Origin of the sequence: Photobacterium nomapromontoriensis (assembly GCF_050336815.1) — a bacterium.
GTDB classification, from domain to species: domain Bacteria; phylum Pseudomonadota; class Gammaproteobacteria; order Enterobacterales; family Vibrionaceae; genus Photobacterium; species Photobacterium nomapromontoriensis.
This window is the reverse complement of sequence record NZ_JAKJSL010000037.1, coordinates 43,483-61,946: the sequence shown is the minus strand read 5'-3', so window position 1 is coordinate 61,946 and position 18,464 is coordinate 43,483. Positions and strand designations below refer to the sequence as shown.

Genomic DNA, 18,464 nt, shown 5'->3' with positions numbered 1-18,464 from the left:
CTTAATATGAATCTACCTCTGCAATCGGATCGCTGTAAGGATGCTCTCATGATACAAGCACTGCCATCAGATATGATTCTTAAATGGGCAGAAGAACGCGCAGACGAAGTTTACCTTCGTCAGATTATCAATCGACAATTTGTCGATTTCACCTATGCAGAGGTAGCAGAACAAGCATTAAAATTAGTTAGCGCTCTACGTGATCAAGGATTGAAACCGGGTGATCGTATCGCGATAATTTCCAAGAACTGTGCTGAGTGGTTTATTACTGATCTTGCACTGATGATGGGTAGCTATATTAGTGTGCCTATTTTTCCTACGGCAGGTGCTGAAACGATTGAACATTGCCTGATTCACAGTGAATCAAAAGCCGTATTTATCGGTAAATTAGACGATTCAAAAGCGGTTGACACCGTCATGAAAAACAACCCAGATATTTTAACCGTTGCCTTCAACTACCCTTCAGCACCAAAATGTCACTTTGAATTTGGCAGTTTGATAGCTAAACATTCACCGACAGAAGAACGCCCAAACCATCAGCAAGATGATTTAATGTCAATTGTTTATACATCCGGTACCTCTGGGCTTCCTAAAGGTGCAATGCTGAGCTATGGCTCATTTGCCTGGTCAGCACAACACATTGTCGACCATATCGGAATGCGTGAGGGGGAGAGACTATTCTCATATTTACCTCTAGCCCATATAACAGAGCGTGTCTATATATTTGGTGCTTCTATTATGTCAGGTATCCAAGTTGCATTTCCTGAATCCTTGGATACGTTCATTGATGATGTAAAAATGCATCAACCAACGCTGTTCATCTCTGTACCACGTCTCTGGACGCTATTTCAGCAACGAATTCTCGAAAAACTCCCGCAAGCAAAACTCAACCTTTTACTCAAAATTCCGTTCATTTCGGGTGTAATAAAACGTAAGCTAGCGGAAGGCCTTGGCCTTGACAAAGCACGAATGCTTGGCTGCGGTTCCGCTCCTATTTCACCAGCACTGCTACGCTGGTACGAAAGAATAGGGCTAAAAATCACCGAGGCATGGGGAATGACCGAAACATTTGCCTACAGTACGCTTAATCATCCATTCCGCAGTGATAAAATTGGCTCAGTTGGTAATGCCGGTCCCGGTGTTGAAATTAAAATAGCGGCCGATGAAGAGGTCTTGGTACGTGGTATGGGCCTATTCACCGGATACTATAAAAATGACGCCGCAACTAAAGAAATGTTTGATAACAATGGATGGCTACACACTGGTGACATAGGTTCTATCGACAATGATGGTTACCTCACTATACAAGGTCGTAAAAACGATACCTTTAAAACAGCCAAAGGAAAATTTGTTTCACCTGTACCGATTGAAAAACGCATTTTTGAGCTAGCCAATATTGAAATGATGTGCGTTGTGGGCTCTGGTATGCCAGCTCCCATTTTATTAGCTATCCCTCACGACTTCCCAAATTTTGATAAAAAGCGTTATGAGCGTACGGCAGCACGTGTTATTGACACAATCAACACTGAACTAGAGTCACATGCCAAAATCAAAGGCGTATTGATGATTAAAGAGCCATGGAGTATCGAGAATGGGCTCCTGACACCGACCTTGAAAATTAAACGCCATCTACTCGAGAAAAAGTATCATGATGTAGGCGCCAACTGGCCGAAAAACAAACTGGTACAGTGGGAAGAGTAACCCTCTTTAGTTAGTACTCAGCAATACTGCCTAATGGTACAAAAATCACTGAATGGTGATTTTTGTACTTGGCAGATAAGATATTTACAAAACAATTAGTTGATCTCGCCTCCAGTCAGTAAATCCAACCTAATCTGCACTTTTTCATGAAACGCTTGGCATGATCACAACTAAAGAGAATAGTGAGTCCCGAAATTATCATTCAACCATACGAATTAATATCAAAAAATAGCTGCTCGTTGCTCTGAGTGCTACTTTCTCACAATATATTTCCACTCTCCCAAAAAATATGAATACGCATCCAATTTTCAAATCACTACTGTTATTCGTACTATTTCTTTCTACTCCATACGTAAATGCGGATAGTACCCAGCAGGCAACTCAAACTCAAAAAGCGTTAGATGATTATCTCGCGCATCTAAACACGTTTGGACGATTCAGCGGCAATGTATTGATTGCCGAGAACGACAAGATTGTCTATGAGAAATCAATTGGTCTTGCTGATGTTAAACTTAAGCGCCCTATCAGCGCTGATAACCTATTTAAAGCTGGCTCAATAACCAAACAGCTGACAGCTGTTGCTATCCTACGCTTGCATGAGCAAAAAAAATTAGATATTCACCAATCTGTTGTGCAGTATTTCCCCAAGCTCAACCTTGGTAACGAGATTACAATAGCCATGCTACTGAATCACACAGCAGGGTTATATAGCGACCCTTCGTGGCGAGAATACAAGAAAAGTTGCAACTCTAGAGGTCTCATTAACAACACACTAAAAACCTCGAAGATATACCCACCGAGTAAATTATTTAACTATAGTAATGCGACTTACCATTTGCTCGGTGGCATTATCGAACAAGTGTCAGGGACGTCATACGACAACTACATAACCTCTGAATTACTCAGACCACTTGGCATGAAAGACAGCAGTTTAAAACTGACTCTCTCATTTCAGTTAGCTAAATCGTACGAACTATCAGGATTGGTTGATGCATATATAACACCTAGCGGTTGTGCATGGTCAGCAGGTGAGCTAATCACAACATCACGAGATCTCTTAGTCTGGAGCCGAGCCCTTAATACAGGGAAAATCATTGCAAAGCCTTTAGTTGATCAAATGTTTGAACAGCAATATGGCATCTTTAATGAAGAAATTGGTGGAACATCATATTTCTTACATCAAGGCGAAATTGATGGCTTCAAAACCCTACTCATTCAGGAACCAAAAACTGGCCTGACTATTATCGCACTGAGCAATTTTTTTAATACGAATGTTGATTTGTTAGCGATTGATTTAGTTAAAATCACTAATGGCGAAGAACCTGTTGGTAGGATCATCCCACCAAAAACAAATTTTGCTGACTGGCAATATGACATTGATGTCATTGGCAACTATCTTGATAATAACGGTGTTCCTCTTCAAGTTGTTTACAGTGATGGTGTATTGCAAGCCAAAGTTAACCAATACACTATCCCTCTGAAAATTCAGAATAAAAACAGCTTATTCGCAGTGGGCATCGACAATAGAATTCGTATTAACCGTAACGAGAATGACACCACAAAGGAGATCATCTTTTTCGCCCGTGATGGTCGCTACCTTTCTCGCTTTTCACGCATAACTAACAATTAACACAGCAGTGCTGCTCTTGAACCTCAAAGAGCAGCGCTCCATTTCCTACACAGCATTATTCCCCCCTCTCCCTTTTGTAGAGACACCTCTTTGTGCTAGAAAGCCTTCGCAGAAAGACCGTCGACTCTGATATAAAAAAATTTTAATAAAATTCAGACTATTCTCTTCCATTTATCATCAAATGAAATATTACAACACTAAACATTTCAACAACCGCTCGACACCATAATTATCAACCGAAACTTATCAATGTAATGATATATATAGATTTATTATTCAAACACCATCATAAAGTCAAAGTAAAAATCATTTGAGCAAAATTGAATTACCGCGCTCACTAAGACACTTTAAAATAAGACTAATATACGCATTAGTTTTACTCATTTTACGAATCCGATCTTTAGGTTCATAGTCAGCTACCGGCAGAATGCACCACATCATTTGTATTCTCATCGCCGTCAAATATTCAGAGACCTTCTGGTCCATATAAAGCCATGTTTATGCTAATAAACTGGCTTTCTTTTATTTCTGCTTTTGGAGATTAATGTAGTGAACGAGCACGCTACTGCGGCAGCACGTACTAATGTTTGGGTTCCTGTTACTGGGCTCACTATCTTTGCCGTGGCTTCTGGATATTTAATGAGCCTGTTACCGCTTTCGCTGGTCAACAATCAGATCCCAACCAATGCGGCAAGTTGGTTGGCAAGTATTTACTATGTCGGCCTATTAATGGGATCAATGTTAATTGAGCCTGTTATTAAGCGTATTGGCCATCGCATGGCGTTTATTGCCTTCATTAGTTTATTAGCATTATCTGTTGCTGCTCTGCCATTTTATCAGACACTCAACGCATGGCTACTGTCTCGCTTTGTTGCTGGCACTGCTGTTGCCGGGGTTTTTGTGGTAATTGAGTCTTGGCTACTGATCGGTGACAGTAAAGAAGAACGTGCAAAAAATCTTGGTTTATACATGACATCTCTTTATGGCGGAACCACACTTGGTCAATTTGGCATTGGTATGTTTGGAACCGTAGGAATGATGCCATTCATGGTTGTCATTGCGTTGTTAATACTGGCGCTATTACCCGCGATTACCGCAAAAAAAGCCAAACCATCTGTCGATGAGCATGTCAGTTTGACACTGAAGCAAATTGCAGGATTAAGCAAGCCTGCACTCATCGGCTGCTTAGTATCTGGCATCGTAATGGGTTCAATATATGGCCTTTTACCACTAGCATTACGTTCAACAACAACTAATTTTGACCAAATTGGCGTACTTATGGCCGCGACTGTATTAGGCGGCATGACAATTCAGCCTATTGTCAGTAAGTTATCATGTCGGATGTCTAAGTCATTGCTATTAGCCCTAGTGAGTATACTTGGCGTCTTTGCGATGGGGGTCTATCAACTTGATCAGAGCTATATTACACAAATTATCGTTCTTGCATTGTTGGGGATGTCAGCCTTTGCGCTCTACCCTATTGCCATTACCCTAGCATGTGATGGACTTGAATCGTCATCTATCGTTTCAGCGACACAGATTATGCTGTTTAGCTACAGTGTAGGATCAGCGCTTGGTCCGGTAGCCGCCAATTACTTTATGCAGACAAACATGGGATTAATGGGATTTTTCTTTGGCATCTTATTAGCAACATCGATTTATATGTTACTGGTCAGCATGAAAACAAAACCAACCATTATTGCCCAGTAGGATAAAGTCGATACATTAGTGGTTATTTATTAGAAAGGGCGCGACCATGGTTGCGCCCTTTCTTTATTTATCTACACTACATGTCTATGCCGGAACATGTAGATCTTCTAACTTTCCAAGTAGTACGGTTTTGTTAAAAGGTTTCGCTACGTAATCATCCATACCAACTTCATAGCACTTCCCTATATCTTCGTCCATCACACTGGCTGTCAGTGCTATAATCGGCATTCGTTTTTTCTCATGCTCTATTTCCCACGCCCGAATTTCACTGGTTGCAGTGAACCCATCCATGACTGGCATCATGCAATCCATCAAAATCGCGTGATAATCATTTTGTTGCCTTATGGCAACAACGGCTTCTTGGCCATTATTTGCAAAGTCACACTCATAACCAGCCTTTTGTAAAAACAACCCAGCAACGCGTTGGTTTACCTTATTGTCTTCAACAACCAGGATTTTTAGCTTATCTAAGCTAGATTCAATCTGCGGCTCGGGCTCTTTAACTTCAGAAGGCTGTTTTATCACAGTAAAAGCCGTTATCAATGTCTTAATGAAACGCTGCCCCAACAACGGTAACGTAACGACACCTTCAATACTATTTCCATAATCATAATTGTCATGACTATGACTACAACACAAAATCAACGGCATATTTGGTAATTGCTTTTTAACACGTGATAGTTCATTAACGGCATTCACTTTCGTCTGTTGACAATACAATACCGCATCAAACTTATTCAAATGACTATCATTAATAAGGGAGAAATCATGGTTTTCTTCAATCTCTAAACCAAGACGCTGACACTCTCCGTAAACACTATTATAAATAAGATCGTCATTTCTATTCGCACCAACAAGTAAAACCCGTCGACTAGATAACGGCTCTGGCAACTCTCGTCTTTCTTGAATAACATCAACATCAAGCACAAATGAAAACTCACTCCCCACGCCTTTTTCTGATTGAAGAGTAAGATCACCGCCCATTAATTCAACTAATTGACGACAGATGGTCAACCCTAATCCCGTTCCACCGAACTGCCGGGTAATTGAGCCATCTTCCTGAGTAAATGGTGCAAAAACTTGTGCTTGCTTATCCTTTGCGATACCTATGCCAGTATCAATAACGCTAAATCGCAGTGATACTTTATCAGTGGTATGCTGCGTATATCCTATCTCTAATGTCACACTGCCATCTTGTGTGAATTTCACCGCATTAGACAATAGATTCATAAGCACTTGTCGCAAGCGATATTCATCGAGTAAAACGGTATCAGGTAAATCATCATCGATTCTGACATCAAGTATGAGATTAGTTTCTGCTGCTTTAGCAACAACCATCGTTATTGTATCGTATGCAACTTCCCTGACCCTTGACTCGCTAGGCGCCAATACTAAATTACCCGATTCAATCTTGGATAAATCTAAAATATCATTAATTAACAACAGCAATGTCTGCGATGATGTTTCAATAGTCTGGACATACTCCGTTTGAGATGGCGTCAATTGTGTATCTGCTAAGATGCCAGACATGCCAATAATCCCATTCAATGGCGTACGGATTTCATGTGACATATTGGCAAGAAATGAACTTTTTGCTAGGTTAGCTTTTTCTGCTTCATCTTTCGCTTTAATCAATATATCTCGATTTTGTACACGTTCTTCGATCAAATCATTCAGTTTATGGCTAAACACGGTGAATTCATCATTACCATCAACGGTAATTTTAGCTTCACTTCCTTCTTTAGTTTCAAGCTTCATCATCGCTTTCAAGATTCGATTTAAATAGGAACCGATCCGACGAATAAGATTAGCGCCAAGCCATACAATCAATGTTATTGAGACAAGAATCACACTTAAATAAAACCAAATCAACATCTTTGCTTTACTTATCGATTGCTCAATATTATGTTCAAGCTCACCACTTATCTCGTTAACCACGTATTTTATAAGCATAAATCGCTCATTTAATACCGTTAAACTTGATGGCTCAAGTGGTGCAGAAAACGTTTCTGAAAAAATTTCATTTCTAAGTTGGTAGCTTGCAGCAAAAACAGGATCAGCAAAAATTTTACTCAGTAACTCTATTTGGCTGGGAGTCGCATTAATTGTAAGGTATCGGTCAATCATTAACTGTTGTTTTTCAATAACATTATCAAGATTATCTTTATAAATATCAGTACTATCGAATACTGATCGACCTATCATCTGAATATACCAATTTTCTTGCTGAGCCCATAATTGTAGCCATTGGAGCTGATATAAAACCGTTAATTGCTGTTCGATGACTTTATCTTGAACATGCAAATCCGACTTTTCTAAATTCACTAGATTCTGAATTAATATATCAAATGCCCAATCAGACCAGTCATTGATATCTTCTATACTAACATAATGAAACTCATCAACCAGCTCCTGCATTTCACTTTCTGCAGAAATAAATTCAACCTGTAGATCTAATTTTAATGCACTGGACACATAATCACTAAAATGTGATACATCTTCCAATGATTGCTTAGTTAATGTATTGACATCGCCATTTTCTAATTTAGCCACTTTTAACTTATGTATTGAATTTGAAAATTCAGAGTTTGCCGCCAGTAATTTAACTTTACCTTGTAGCATACCAAGTGAATTAACTTTATAAAACAAAGAATTAACCTCAGTGACAGTAAAGGCACTAGTGAATGTCAGTGGTAAAACAACCAATAAAAGCAACCGTATTTTTATCGAAAATCGATTTAATAGGCCCATAACCTCTCCTTGATCAAATTTTTTGAAATGCCTATTTGTAGTCACATCAATGTCTACTAATATTTATAGCAGGATTAATTCAGATAATGGAAATTTATCAATGGTCAAATGGCTGAGTTTACGACATTTTTTATTAATATTACCCTTATTAACGTTTTCCTTGTTAAGTAGCACAATATTCGCTGCTGACGATAGCAGCACAGACGTAAATTTTGCTGTTTTTTCAATGAACAGTGATATTCCGCCGCTGACAAAAAGCAAAACACGAATGCTATATAAAGGGAAGACAAAAAAAGTAAATGGCAGTATAAAAATTATACTTGTCGATTTACCTAAATACTCCATTCACCGCGAAGAGTTTTACAGTATGCTGCTTGGCAAATCAGTGACTCAGATGAATGGCTATTGGGCAAGTCTGTCATTCTCAGGTAAAGGAACCCCTCCAGAAGAGCTAAGTAGTGATGATATTAAAGACATTATTGAATGGCTCAATGCTAATCCTAATGGCATCGCTTACGCGCCTGTTAGCGCTGTGCCTGAAAATGCCAATATTCTTATCACTGTTTTACAAGGAGAGTAGGAAATGACCAAGTTCACATTCCTTCCGTTGTCTTTACTTGTTATCTCAAATTCCGTTTTTTCAGCTATTAATGTAACAGACAACTTTTCACTCCGAGGTTTTGGTTCAACGTCTATTACCCAGTCGAATAATGCAGTACCCATTTTTGTTCATCGTGAAATAACCGATGATACTTGTTATGACTGCGATACGACTTTTGGTATTCAAGCTGACTTACAGATCACTGATAACATCAATGCTTCAGTGCAAGTTGTGAAGAGACCTCAGGATACATGGTCTGATCCTGAGCTTGAATGGGCATATATTAACGGGGAATATAAAGACATTTCACTTAAAGGCGGACGCCTACGTATCCCACTTTTCTTGATGTCAGAATACTACTATGTCGGTCAAGCCTATCCATGGGCCCGCCCACCACAAGAGGTTTATGATAGTATCCTTGGCTTTACTTACTTTGATGGAATTAGTGCAGCATGGCACACTGAATTAAACGATGAGAACATTTTTACACTGTCACCGTATTATGGTTTTAGTCACGATTACAAGGCCAAACTAGGCAATGAAAAATTACTCTTTGATACTGACCACTTCGCAGGACTCTCTGCTGAACTAAGTGGATTCAATTACCGAGTACATTTTGGCTACTTACATTCACAATATACAATGCTGCCAGCAAGTTCACCGATAAAAGAAACATTAAATATCTATACATTGGGTGCTGAATATTCACTCAATAACTGGCAATTTATAACAGAAGCGCAAATCGATAAGCTTCAGAGTAGCTGGTACTTTTCCTCAGCTTATAATTTCGGAGAGTTTACGCCGTATGCCGTCTATGGTGAAAGTCATCATCGTCGTAAAACACAGAGTGTCACGGCGGGCTTACGCTATGACATCACCCATACCATATCACTCAATGCGGAGTGGCAAGGTATATATATGCAGCGCTCAGACTATGATCAATTCAATACAGGGCAATTTATCACATCACCAAAACTCACTGATGAAAGTAAAGATGCCCAAATATATACCCTTATGATCAATTTTGTTTTCTAAAAACCTCACGTAATGGGCCACCACGGGTGGCCCATTATCTATATCCCCGTTACCTCAATGTGGCTTGTTTGACGCTCTTGTCTTGCCATTACTTTACCAACATTGCCGCACCAAACACCCCTGCACTGTCACCCAATTTAGGCTTTACTATCTTCGTATTAAGCGCTGGGTTGAATAAATGCGGCAGAATGGCTTCTCTGCATTTGTCATACAGAGAATCAATATTGCCAACCCCTCCACCGATAACAATAACAATAACATCAGGATCGATAATATTGATAATATTCGCAACCGCTAAGCCAAAGTTATCATAGAGCCTGCGCATCGTTTTTAGCGCATCCTTATCGCCACGTTCAGCAAGGGTAACAATTTGAGGAAGTGTCACGTTTGAACTGGACTGTGTTTGTGCCGTTATTTCTCGGTAATATCGCTCCAGCCCTTTTCCTGACAGCACAGTTTCAACACACCCTGACTTACCGCAATAACAAGGTGCACCATGGGGATCAATGACATTATGCCCCCACTCACCGGCAATGCCATGGCAGCCATACAGCACTTGGCCATTCACCACAATACCCGACCCGACTCCTGTTCCCATAATGATACCAAACACAACTTCTGCATCGGGATGTACATCACGTACAACGCCTAATTTTGCCTCTGCCAATGCAAAACAATTTGCATCATTCGACAACTTCACCGATATCCCCAGCTGTTGCACCAAATCTTTATCTAAAGGCTTCCCATTAAGATGGGTAGAATTACAGTTTTTCATGCATCCAGTGGCTGGATCTATTGTACCCGGGGTACCAAAACCAACGACCAATGGATATTCACCGACTTCGCTTGCACACTCATCAATCAATTGTTTTATACGGCCAATTACGTGCGTGTATCCCTTATTCCCTTCAGTTGCAATACGCTTGCGTAATACACAGTGGTCATCATCATAAGCCATGACTGCGCATTCTATTTTTGTACCACCTAGATCAACACCCCAATAAAACTTAGCCATCAGCTGATTTCTTCCTTAACAAAATAAAGTACCCCGATAGACACATCATGCTCATCAGCAAAGCGTACAAAATCAGCCATACTTATACCAAAATAATAATTCTTTAAGCGTGATTACCGATAGTAGGTGATTACCCATCTTTTTAATCGTCTATATAGCAAATTTTGGAGATAATGTGATGTTTTTAAAAGAGTCACAAACTGGTGATTTGGTCGATGTCGTGGATATGTCCTCACTCGTCAACCCTTTCTCCTCACAAGTTAAGGTTCAATATCAATCCGGGGAGGATTTAGCTGATCCCGTTACTGTAGATAAACAGCTGTTAGCATTTCCATCTGGTGAACAACTGCCTGAATGCTGGACTAATGGTTATTATCGACACGGTCCAAAATAAGCTTGGCCTGATACACGCCTCCTCCACTTTGCATACGTACAAAAATAGCCCTGAACGGGCTATTTTTGTACGTCACTGAATGAAGAACCTAACACTTACAGTGTAATGGCTCCGACCCGTTGGCTAACCTGAGTGGTTAATCGGGATACCCCTTCAGACAATGCTTTTACTTGAGCATCATAACCATCTTCAGCCAGTGGTACTTGCATTGAAAATGGCTGTCGTGTCACTACCTCATCGCTTTTATTAATCAACATCCATTGGCCACTCAGCATTGCAAAGCCTGAATAATGGCCGTTAAACTGGGTAAACCGGATTTGCAACGCAGGCATACCCGCTGAACTCACTGCCGGAGTAAGTTCATCGAACCAGTAACGAGACTGTTTCTGACGCAAATCTTGAGTTATCGCACGTGTTAACTGATCAGTTAAACTTTCGGCCCACAAGTTTTGCTGCGCCTGTACCACCTGTGTATCACTAACCTGATACACAAGACCAATACCTGATAGGTACTCGGCTACTTCAACAGGCCGAACGATGACAACTGGCTGAGATTTATTGACCAATGTTGTTGATACGCTGACATCACTGACTGGGAGCAAATAACTATGGCTAACTGGCTCCGATGAACTACAGCCCGCAAGTAGTAGTAAAACCAAAATACTTATTTTATACATTACTGTCGTCCTCCTACAGGAATGGGGTCAGCCGGTTTTTCGCCAGAAAAAATCAATGAATTTGGCTTATCATTCAGCTGTCTTAGCACGGGTTGTAACTCTGCCATGACTTGTTCAAACTGCCCCAATGCTTGCTCCAAATTCTGATAAGGTGCACCATCTGGACCATAGCCATTCAGCGTATCTTGGATCTGCTGTAAGCTCTCGCGAATATCGCCCGGCAATGCTTGTGTTTCTTTATTTGCGAGCAATTTGTTCAGCTCGTTCGCAACTCGCCCTGCAGAAGCTAGCGTTTTCTGCGACGATTCCAACGTCTTATTCAAGGATAATAGAGTGTCTTCCACTGGAAGATTGTTCATCTTATCTAACAGTGATGTCACCTGTTTTTGAATTTGCGCAAAGCCACCAGCTTGAGTTGGAAAAATCTTATAATCTCCATACATGGTCTGCTTCGGCGTATTTGTCGCATCAGGGTACACATCTGTATCCACCAGCAGCGCACCTGTTAACAAGTTACCTGTTTTCAATGTTGCGCGAAGGCCGTGCTTAAATTCCTTTTCTAAGCTATCAGCTAATTCTTGCAAACTCTCGTAATTCACATGGTTTACTACACGCCCCAGTTCGATGCGTATCAGTACCGGTATATCTTTATCGGTGAAACTCTCACGGTTTGATGGCATGTTCAATGGCACTTTTTCTACGGTACCAATACGAATACCACGATATTCAATAGGAGCCCCCGCCTTTAACCCTCGCACAGATTCATCAAACAACATAACGTACTCAAGATATTCATCAAAGAAACGCTCTCGCACTTCCTTCATGTTCTCATAAAGCCGAAACTTAGATAGATTCTTAGTAATTAACGGACCTGGCTCATGCCCTTCGGGTACTTTGAAACTAACCCCCCCAGTGATCAGTGATTCAACTGAGCCTATCTTCAGATTAAACCCTTCGGCTGACATCTGTAAATCCACGCCTGAGGTTAACCAAAAACGGGTACGCTTACGGATCAAGCTATTGTAAGGCTGGAAAATAAACAGCTGGTATTGGGCTTTTTTGGTTTCGGTATCAAAGGTTGTTTTCTCAACACGACCCACCGTGAACCCTTCGTATAATACCGGATCGCCGACACCCAACTTACCCGCTTCATCATAAGAGAGTATTAACCGAAGACCTTTAGCATCAGGCGGGGCAACGGGCGGAATATCTAATACATCAAACGAATGCCTCGTTTTTTCTGCCCGTCCGGGCTGAAGCTGGATATAAGAGCCTGACAGTAATGTGTCTAACCCTGACACACCCGATTTACCAATACGGGGTTTTACCACCCAGAATAAAGTATCTTCTTTAAGCATCCTGGCCGCTTCTTTATCCATCTGAACCTTCACATTAATCGAACTATAGTCATCGTTTAATGTCACGCCCGTTACCATACCCACTTTGACATTTAGCGCTTTAATTTGCGTTTTACCAACCTCTATCCCTTCGGCAGTTTTCATCTTCAGCGTAATTTCAGGCCCTTGGCTGGTGATGAATTGAACGAGCATCCATATCCCAATACCAACGGCAATTAGCGGTACCAACCAAATGGATGATACCTGTTTAATGCTATGGGTCTTCGCCCGTTTTGATGGTTGTTCACTCATAACTTTGATCCTCTTTATAATTATTCCCGTTACCTGAAGATGATTCTGACAGGGGCTCCTTCGGCCAAAAAACACGAGGGTCAAAGACCATTGCGGATAACATAGTAAGCAAAACAACGCAGGCAAACGATAATGCCGCTGGCCCTGGATATATTGCCATTAAATTTTTCAACTGAACTAACGCGACCAAAATAGAAACAACGAAAATATCAATCATTGACCAACGTCCAATCAACTCGGTTATGCGATAAATTTTTAATTTCTTGATCGCTTTTTTCTCTTCGTCAAAGACATCCTTTTGGGCGTGATAGTACAACCAAGCTAATGCCAGCATTTTGGCTAACGGGATCACCACACTCGCAAGAAATATTACGATGGCAATCGGATATGACTTAAGATGCCACAACAATGTAACCCCCTCCAAAATGGTCGATCCTTCGCTTTTCCCCAAACTCACGGTGTACATCATTGGGTACAAGTTGGCAGGTACAAAAAACACAATGGCGGCTATAAGCAACGCCCATGAACGTTGAAGCATTTGTCCAGGATGGTATGCATGCAATCGACCATGACATCGAATACAACGCGCATGTTTGTCATCGGCATACTCTATTGGGTTAAGTTGTGAGCAGGTATGACAATTAATGTGATTGTGACTGTTGTGACAGTCTCCGGCTTGCACGCCAGGTATCGGTTGTAACGGTATAAATTGTAACCATAACCAGGTTCGATCTACCATCGACACACATTTCACTACCAACATGGTATAAATACAAAACGCCCAAAATGACATACCAATGCCAATATCGGCTAACGAGGCAATTTTAACCAGGCTGACCAAAACACCAATTAGAAATACATCGACCATTAACCAAGGCTCAACCCCCAGCATAAGCCGACATAGACGCTTCTCTGGTGATGAAATCTTTTTTGCTGTTTTTCCTGTTATCACACGGCCAGCTCGATAATACAGGTACAATAGCGACGATATGTAAAATGCCGGTAAAACCAACACAGTTAATAATAGCAATATTGCTAATAAACTATTTTGAAAGACATTCAGCATTTCAGCAGCATGCATCAAGGTAATCGATTGACTTATTCCCTTCACACTGAATGACATAAATGGAAAACTAATACTGGCTACTAGCATCACCAAACAGGCAACACCATAAGATAAAGGCCGTTGGAAAGGCAGGGCTATCTGCTTGGCTAAGGTATGGTCACAGCGAGGGCAAGTGGCTTTTTCATCGTCTACCAAAACGGGTAGTTCAACCACCAATCCACACTCTTCACAGCCAACCAGCATCTCTTGTTCTTGCGGTTTGCTCATTACAACCCTCAACCACCTCATCTTACACTAGTATAGATAAGGTCTACTTAATGATGGCCGCAATCATACTGCAATTAAAAGTCAGTTCACAACCCAAGGCACTGTTTTGACTGTTTCAATGGAAAGTAAATCGCCAAAAGCATCGCTCATGTGAAAAGTGAAGAATTGATTTAGCGTGTTCTACAAAAAGACCTGTTATACAAATATCACTGCAATTGATCGGTTTTTGCCGCGCAAATGAAATCATTTTTATGTAATCCCTGAACAGCATGGCTCCACCAACGCACTGTCACTTTCCCCCACTCCAATGTAATTTCCGGGTGATGAAATGCCTCCTCAGCTAATGCCGCTACCTTATCGGTAAATACCCACGCCATTTTGAAATTCTTAAAGGAAAATACACGCTCAAGTTGCTTAATATCGCCTTGCGTGATTATCTCCCATTCGGGAATCTTTTGTAGCAATGTGTGGGTCTCATCATCAGAAATTTTCTGCGCCCCCATTTTGCACGCCTCGCATTGTAATTCATGTAACTCAGTCATAATTCCCCACTTTTTTATCATCGTTGCTAATACTTGATGGCATTTTTGTCTCTTTGGGTGAAAATAGCGGCGGATGAAGCCCTTGCTGTTTAGCTTGTGCCACCATTGCCATAATGTCTTGCTGAGCCAAGTCATAAAGCTGTTGGATATCATCAAGTATGAAATATATTGGTTGCATAATATCAATCCGGTAAGGTGTACGCATGATTTCAACCGGATCGAACGCTTTGTATTGTGGCACGTTCTGCTCGACCGACAGTGCATAAAGAGTCTCTCCTGGTGAGGATAAGATACCACCACCATATATGCGGATCCCTTGTGATTCTCTCAGTAGACCAAATTCCACCGTAAACCAATACAACCGGGCTAAATACACTCTATCGGCAGGGCTTGCCTTCAAACCCAGTTGACCATAAGTATGGGTAAATTCAGCAAAAGCAGGATTAGTCAGCATAGCACAATGACCAAATATCTCGTGGAAGAAATCAGGTTCTTGTAAATAATCAAACTCATCGCGGCGACGTAAAAATGTAGCAACGGGAAACTGCCGATTTGCAAGCTGTGCAAAGAATCGATCAAAATTGATCAGAGCGGGTACTGCAACACATTGCCAACCAGTTTCCTGTATTAATACACGATTCACTTCCTCAAGCTGAGGTGCCCTATATCGCGGCAAGTCCAACAACTTTAACCCATCAATGTACGCCCTGCAGGCTCGGCCTTCAATACACGCCAGTTGGCGAGTGACCAAGTCATGCCATATTTGGTTCTCTTCATCACACCAATCGACAATGCCATTTTCATCTGGCTTCTTAGATACATACTTATTCATGCTACCCATGATAATCCCACCTTAGTTAACGCTGCCTCCCCTTGGCACACCACATCACTCCCTGCTCATCGTAAATTAAACGTTGTGTTCTATCTTATTAGATTAGGTGGGCCAGCTCTGACGAGAAAAGCAAGCCACGGTGATCACGCAACCGCAGCATGTAACAATATATTTACAAACAACATATCACTAGAGAATACTTCTTCAGAGTTGCTGGAATCGCTCCGCTAAGCCAAAGTTAGTGATAAGGCGAGGCAACGGTCACGAGGAGCGGTAATGCGGCAATGGTTTCAGTTTCCCATCACAGAAGGAATAGCGTCCCGTCAAGCACACTGTGATTTGCCGCAAGGCACCTATGAGCGTGAGTGCGGTAAAGAAGGCTTTTTCGGTCCAGCCAGTCACATGTACCATCAACACCCCCCTACAGGGTGGATTAAATGGGACGGACCTCTTCGGCCGAGGGCAGTTGATACAAGTAAAATCCAGAGTTCCGGCAACTCACCTTGGGACGCAGCACTACTTTTAAGTAATAACAACATCAAGTTACGTATTTGGCACTGTGTCACTGCCATGAATCACCTTGCTCGCAATGGTGATGGTGATGAAGTCCTTTTCATCCATCAAGGATGCGGAGATTTATTCTGTGATTATGGACATCTCCATTTCCGTGATGGGGACTATATCGTCCTTCCTCGTGCCACCAGCTGGCGAATTGAGCCACAGCAGCCTGTCACTATGTTACTTATCGAGGCCACCAATAGTGCTTATCAAATGGCTGATCGCGGCATTGTTGGGCAGCATGCTATTTATGATCCCGCCGTGCTCGACTATGCCCGTATTGATGATCCCTTTTGCCAACAGCAAAATGATAATCAACACTGGCAGGTTAAGCTAAAAGCGCGTAACCAGCTCAATACTATTACTTACCCCTTTAACCCTCTTGATGCACAAGGGTGGAAAGGTAACTTAACCGCCTTCAAACTTAACTGGCGCGATATCCGACCTCTAATGAGCCACCGCTATCACTTACCACCTTCAGCCCACACGACTTTCGTCGCTGAAGGTTTTGTCATTTGTACATTTGTCCCGCGCCCTATTGAAACCGATGAAGGAGCTCTCAAAGTACCCTTCTTCCATAACAACGACGACTATGATGAAGTCCTTTTTTATCACCGAGGTAATTTTTTCAGCCGCGATAATATCGATGAAGGCATGATCACGCATCATCCTTGTGGTTTTTCTCATGGCCCGCACCCCAAAGCACTGGCTGCAAGCCTTACTACCCCAAAGCACGACACAGATGAAGTTGCCGTCATGATTGATACCCGATGGCCATTAAATTTCTCCGACATACCTGAAGAGGCTGAAAATACAGACTATGTTTACTCATGGATGGCAAATAAAGAGAAATAAATAGAGGTGCGAGGTGCGAGGTGCGAGGTGCGAGGTGCGAGGTGCGAAAAAATAGCAGATAGAATAATCATAGCAACATCAATATCGTCAACAAGGAGGCGAATGTGAAACTAGCGTCCCTTAACCAAGGTCGAGATGGTCAACTTATTGTCGTGTCACGTGATTTAACCGCTGCTGTGCATGCTAATGATATTGCACCGACATTGCAGTTTGCCTTAGATAACTGGGAGCAGGTTGAGCCTGAACTACAGCATCTATACCGCAATCTCAATGACGGCCAACTAAATACGACGTTTCCTTTCAACCCTGAATATTGTAGCTCTCCCCTTCCCCGCGCCTATCAGTGGGCTGACTGCAGCGCGTATGTTAACCATGTCGAATTAGTCCGCAAAGCCCGAGGGGCGGAAATGCCTGACAGTTTATGGACGGATCCCCTCGTGTACCAAGGCATGTCTGACGCTTTCATTGGCCCAACGCAACCTATTCTCGTTGCCAATGACCAATGGGGCATCGATTTTGAAGCCGAAATAGCCATCGTGACCGATGATGTCACTATGGGCACTCGTGCCGAAGAAGTCCATGACCATATCAAACTATTAATGCTGGTCAACGATGTCTCGCTGCGCAACCTTATTCCAGCAGAGTTAGCGAAAGGCTTTGGTTTCTTTCAGTCGAAACCCGCCTCATCATTTTCTCCCGTTGCTGTCACACCCGATGAGCTCGGAGAATACTGGCACGATTTCAAAGTCCACCATCGCCTCAGCGTGTATCTTAATGGTCAACTCTTTGGCCAACCCCATGCAGGCACAGATATGATCTTCAATTTTGCCGTGCTCATTCAGCATATAGCTAAAAGCCGCCCGTTAAGTGCGGGAAGCATCATTGGCTCAGGAACGGTTTCAAACAAAGATCGTAATAGCGGCTCATGTTGTTTGGCTGAGCAACGAATGCTTGAAATTATCGAGTCCGGCGTTGCCAAAACACCATTCATGGCATTTGGTGACACGGTACGTATTGAGATGCTGGATCAGGATGGACACTCTGTTTTCGGCGCAATAGAACAGCAAGTCATTCGCTATGAACATCAATATCACAGCGGCGATCTTAACCATCACAATCCCCGCATTTTATAATTTCTAACAGAGTAAAGAGCTACGGGGATTCATTGCTCGCTTAGTCAA

At 42.0% G+C, this 18,464-nt stretch carries 15 protein-coding genes; 8 read left to right on the top strand and 7 right to left on the bottom strand.

Annotated features, from left to right (window positions below):
* Window positions 1-6 precede the first annotated feature (6 nt).
* The 3 genes from L4D12_RS16125 (at window position 7) to L4D12_RS16115 (ending at window position 5,041) form a co-directional block, all read left to right on the top strand.
* Complete coding sequence (locus L4D12_RS16125) at window positions 7-1,701, top strand: AMP-binding protein (protein ID WP_428448874.1); 1,695 nt, start codon at window positions 7-9, stop codon at window positions 1,699-1,701.
* Window positions 1,702-1,990: 289 nt separating this feature from the next.
* Entirely contained in the window at window positions 1,991-3,331 is a 1,341-nt protein-coding gene (locus L4D12_RS16120) for a serine hydrolase domain-containing protein (RefSeq protein ID WP_428448873.1), read from the top strand.
* A 549-nt stretch (window positions 3,332-3,880) separates the two neighbouring features.
* On the top strand, window positions 3,881-5,041 hold the full coding sequence (locus L4D12_RS16115) for an MFS transporter (protein WP_428448872.1): 1,161 nt from the start codon (window positions 3,881-3,883) through the stop codon (window positions 5,039-5,041).
* Between the two features lie 84 nt (window positions 5,042-5,125).
* Here L4D12_RS16115 and L4D12_RS16110 read toward each other — a convergent pair whose 3' ends face one another.
* On the bottom strand, window positions 5,126-7,792 hold the full coding sequence (locus L4D12_RS16110) for a hybrid sensor histidine kinase/response regulator (RefSeq protein ID WP_428448871.1): 2,667 nt from the start codon (window positions 7,790-7,792) through the stop codon (window positions 5,126-5,128).
* A 100-nt stretch (window positions 7,793-7,892) separates the two neighbouring features.
* On the opposite strand from L4D12_RS16110, the gene L4D12_RS16105 reads away from it, so the two are divergent.
* Both L4D12_RS16105 and L4D12_RS16100 read left to right on the top strand, forming a co-directional pair.
* A complete protein-coding gene (locus L4D12_RS16105; protein ID WP_428448870.1) occupies window positions 7,893-8,372 on the top strand; it encodes a hypothetical protein in 480 nt (159 codons plus the stop codon).
* A gap of 3 nt (window positions 8,373-8,375) precedes the next feature.
* Window positions 8,376-9,428, top strand: a complete 1,053-nt coding sequence (locus L4D12_RS16100; protein WP_428448869.1) for a hypothetical protein — start codon at window positions 8,376-8,378, stop codon at window positions 9,426-9,428.
* A gap of 88 nt (window positions 9,429-9,516) precedes the next feature.
* Here the strand turns inward: L4D12_RS16100 and L4D12_RS16095 are convergent, their stop codons facing one another.
* A complete protein-coding gene (locus L4D12_RS16095) occupies window positions 9,517-10,443 on the bottom strand; it encodes an ROK family protein (protein ID WP_428448868.1) in 927 nt (308 codons plus the stop codon).
* Window positions 10,444-10,621: 178 nt separating this feature from the next.
* Between L4D12_RS16095 and L4D12_RS16090 the strand changes: the two genes are divergently transcribed.
* The gene (locus L4D12_RS16090) at window positions 10,622-10,837 is read left to right on the top strand and encodes an acetyltransferase (RefSeq protein ID WP_428448899.1); all 216 of its coding nucleotides are present in this window, start codon (window positions 10,622-10,624) and stop codon (window positions 10,835-10,837) included.
* A gap of 95 nt (window positions 10,838-10,932) precedes the next feature.
* On the opposite strand, the gene L4D12_RS16085 is transcribed toward L4D12_RS16090, so the two are convergent.
* From L4D12_RS16085 to phhA, 5 genes are all read right to left on the bottom strand, one after another.
* On the bottom strand, window positions 10,933-11,514 hold the full coding sequence (locus L4D12_RS16085) for a PqiC family protein (RefSeq protein WP_428448867.1): 582 nt from the start codon (window positions 11,512-11,514) through the stop codon (window positions 10,933-10,935).
* The gene (gene pqiB, locus L4D12_RS16080; RefSeq protein ID WP_428448866.1) at window positions 11,514-13,163 is read right to left on the bottom strand and encodes an intermembrane transport protein PqiB; all 1,650 of its coding nucleotides are present in this window, start codon (window positions 13,161-13,163) and stop codon (window positions 11,514-11,516) included. The genes L4D12_RS16085 and pqiB overlap by 1 nt, the downstream gene beginning before the upstream one ends.
* On the bottom strand, window positions 13,156-14,496 hold the full coding sequence (locus L4D12_RS16075) for a PqiA/YebS family transporter subunit (protein WP_428448865.1): 1,341 nt from the start codon (window positions 14,494-14,496) through the stop codon (window positions 13,156-13,158). Before L4D12_RS16075 ends, pqiB begins: the two co-directional genes overlap by 8 nt.
* Before the next feature lie 206 nt (window positions 14,497-14,702).
* A complete protein-coding gene (locus L4D12_RS16070; RefSeq protein WP_428448864.1) occupies window positions 14,703-15,038 on the bottom strand; it encodes a 4a-hydroxytetrahydrobiopterin dehydratase in 336 nt (111 codons plus the stop codon).
* Window positions 15,031-15,870 carry a phenylalanine 4-monooxygenase gene (gene phhA, locus L4D12_RS16065; protein ID WP_428448898.1) on the bottom strand — a complete coding sequence of 280 codons (840 nt, stop codon included), beginning with the start codon at window positions 15,868-15,870 and terminating at the stop codon, window positions 15,031-15,033. Before phhA ends, L4D12_RS16070 begins: the two co-directional genes overlap by 8 nt.
* Before the next feature lie 276 nt (window positions 15,871-16,146).
* On the opposite strand from phhA, the gene L4D12_RS16060 reads away from it, so the two are divergent.
* A complete protein-coding gene (locus L4D12_RS16060) occupies window positions 16,147-17,283 on the top strand; it encodes a homogentisate 1,2-dioxygenase (protein WP_428448863.1) in 1,137 nt (378 codons plus the stop codon).
* A gap of 104 nt (window positions 17,284-17,387) precedes the next feature.
* Window positions 17,388-18,416: a fumarylacetoacetate hydrolase family protein gene (locus L4D12_RS16055; RefSeq protein ID WP_428448862.1), complete on the top strand. Its 1,029-nt coding sequence runs from the start codon at window positions 17,388-17,390 to the stop codon at window positions 18,414-18,416.
* Window positions 18,417-18,464: the final 48 nt, after the last annotated feature.

Bases quoted from the DNA above. Each gene is read 5' to 3' on its own strand.
- L4D12_RS16125 (WP_428448874.1), top strand. From the start codon at position 7: ATGAATCTACCTCTGCAATCGGATCGCTGTAAGGATGCTCTCATGATA.
- L4D12_RS16120 (WP_428448873.1), top strand. From the start codon at position 1,991: ATGAATACGCATCCAATTTTCAAATCACTACTGTTATTCGTACTATTT.
- L4D12_RS16110 (WP_428448871.1), bottom strand. From the start codon at position 7,792: ATGGGCCTATTAAATCGATTTTCGATAAAAATACGGTTGCTTTTATTG.
- L4D12_RS16105 (WP_428448870.1), top strand. From the start codon at position 7,893: ATGGTCAAATGGCTGAGTTTACGACATTTTTTATTAATATTACCCTTA.
- L4D12_RS16100 (WP_428448869.1), top strand. From the start codon at position 8,376: ATGACCAAGTTCACATTCCTTCCGTTGTCTTTACTTGTTATCTCAAAT.
- L4D12_RS16095 (WP_428448868.1), bottom strand. From the start codon at position 10,443: ATGGCTAAGTTTTATTGGGGTGTTGATCTAGGTGGTACAAAAATAGAA.
- L4D12_RS16090 (WP_428448899.1), top strand. From the start codon at position 10,622: ATGTTTTTAAAAGAGTCACAAACTGGTGATTTGGTCGATGTCGTGGAT.
- L4D12_RS16085 (WP_428448867.1), bottom strand. From the start codon at position 11,514: ATGTATAAAATAAGTATTTTGGTTTTACTACTACTTGCGGGCTGTAGT.
- pqiB (WP_428448866.1), bottom strand. From the start codon at position 13,163: ATGAGTGAACAACCATCAAAACGGGCGAAGACCCATAGCATTAAACAG.
- L4D12_RS16075 (WP_428448865.1), bottom strand. From the start codon at position 14,496: ATGAGCAAACCGCAAGAACAAGAGATGCTGGTTGGCTGTGAAGAGTGT.
- L4D12_RS16070 (WP_428448864.1), bottom strand. From the start codon at position 15,038: ATGACTGAGTTACATGAATTACAATGCGAGGCGTGCAAAATGGGGGCG.
- phhA (WP_428448898.1), bottom strand. From the start codon at position 15,870: ATGAATAAGTATGTATCTAAGAAGCCAGATGAAAATGGCATTGTCGAT.
- L4D12_RS16060 (WP_428448863.1), top strand. From the start codon at position 16,147: ATGCGGCAATGGTTTCAGTTTCCCATCACAGAAGGAATAGCGTCCCGT.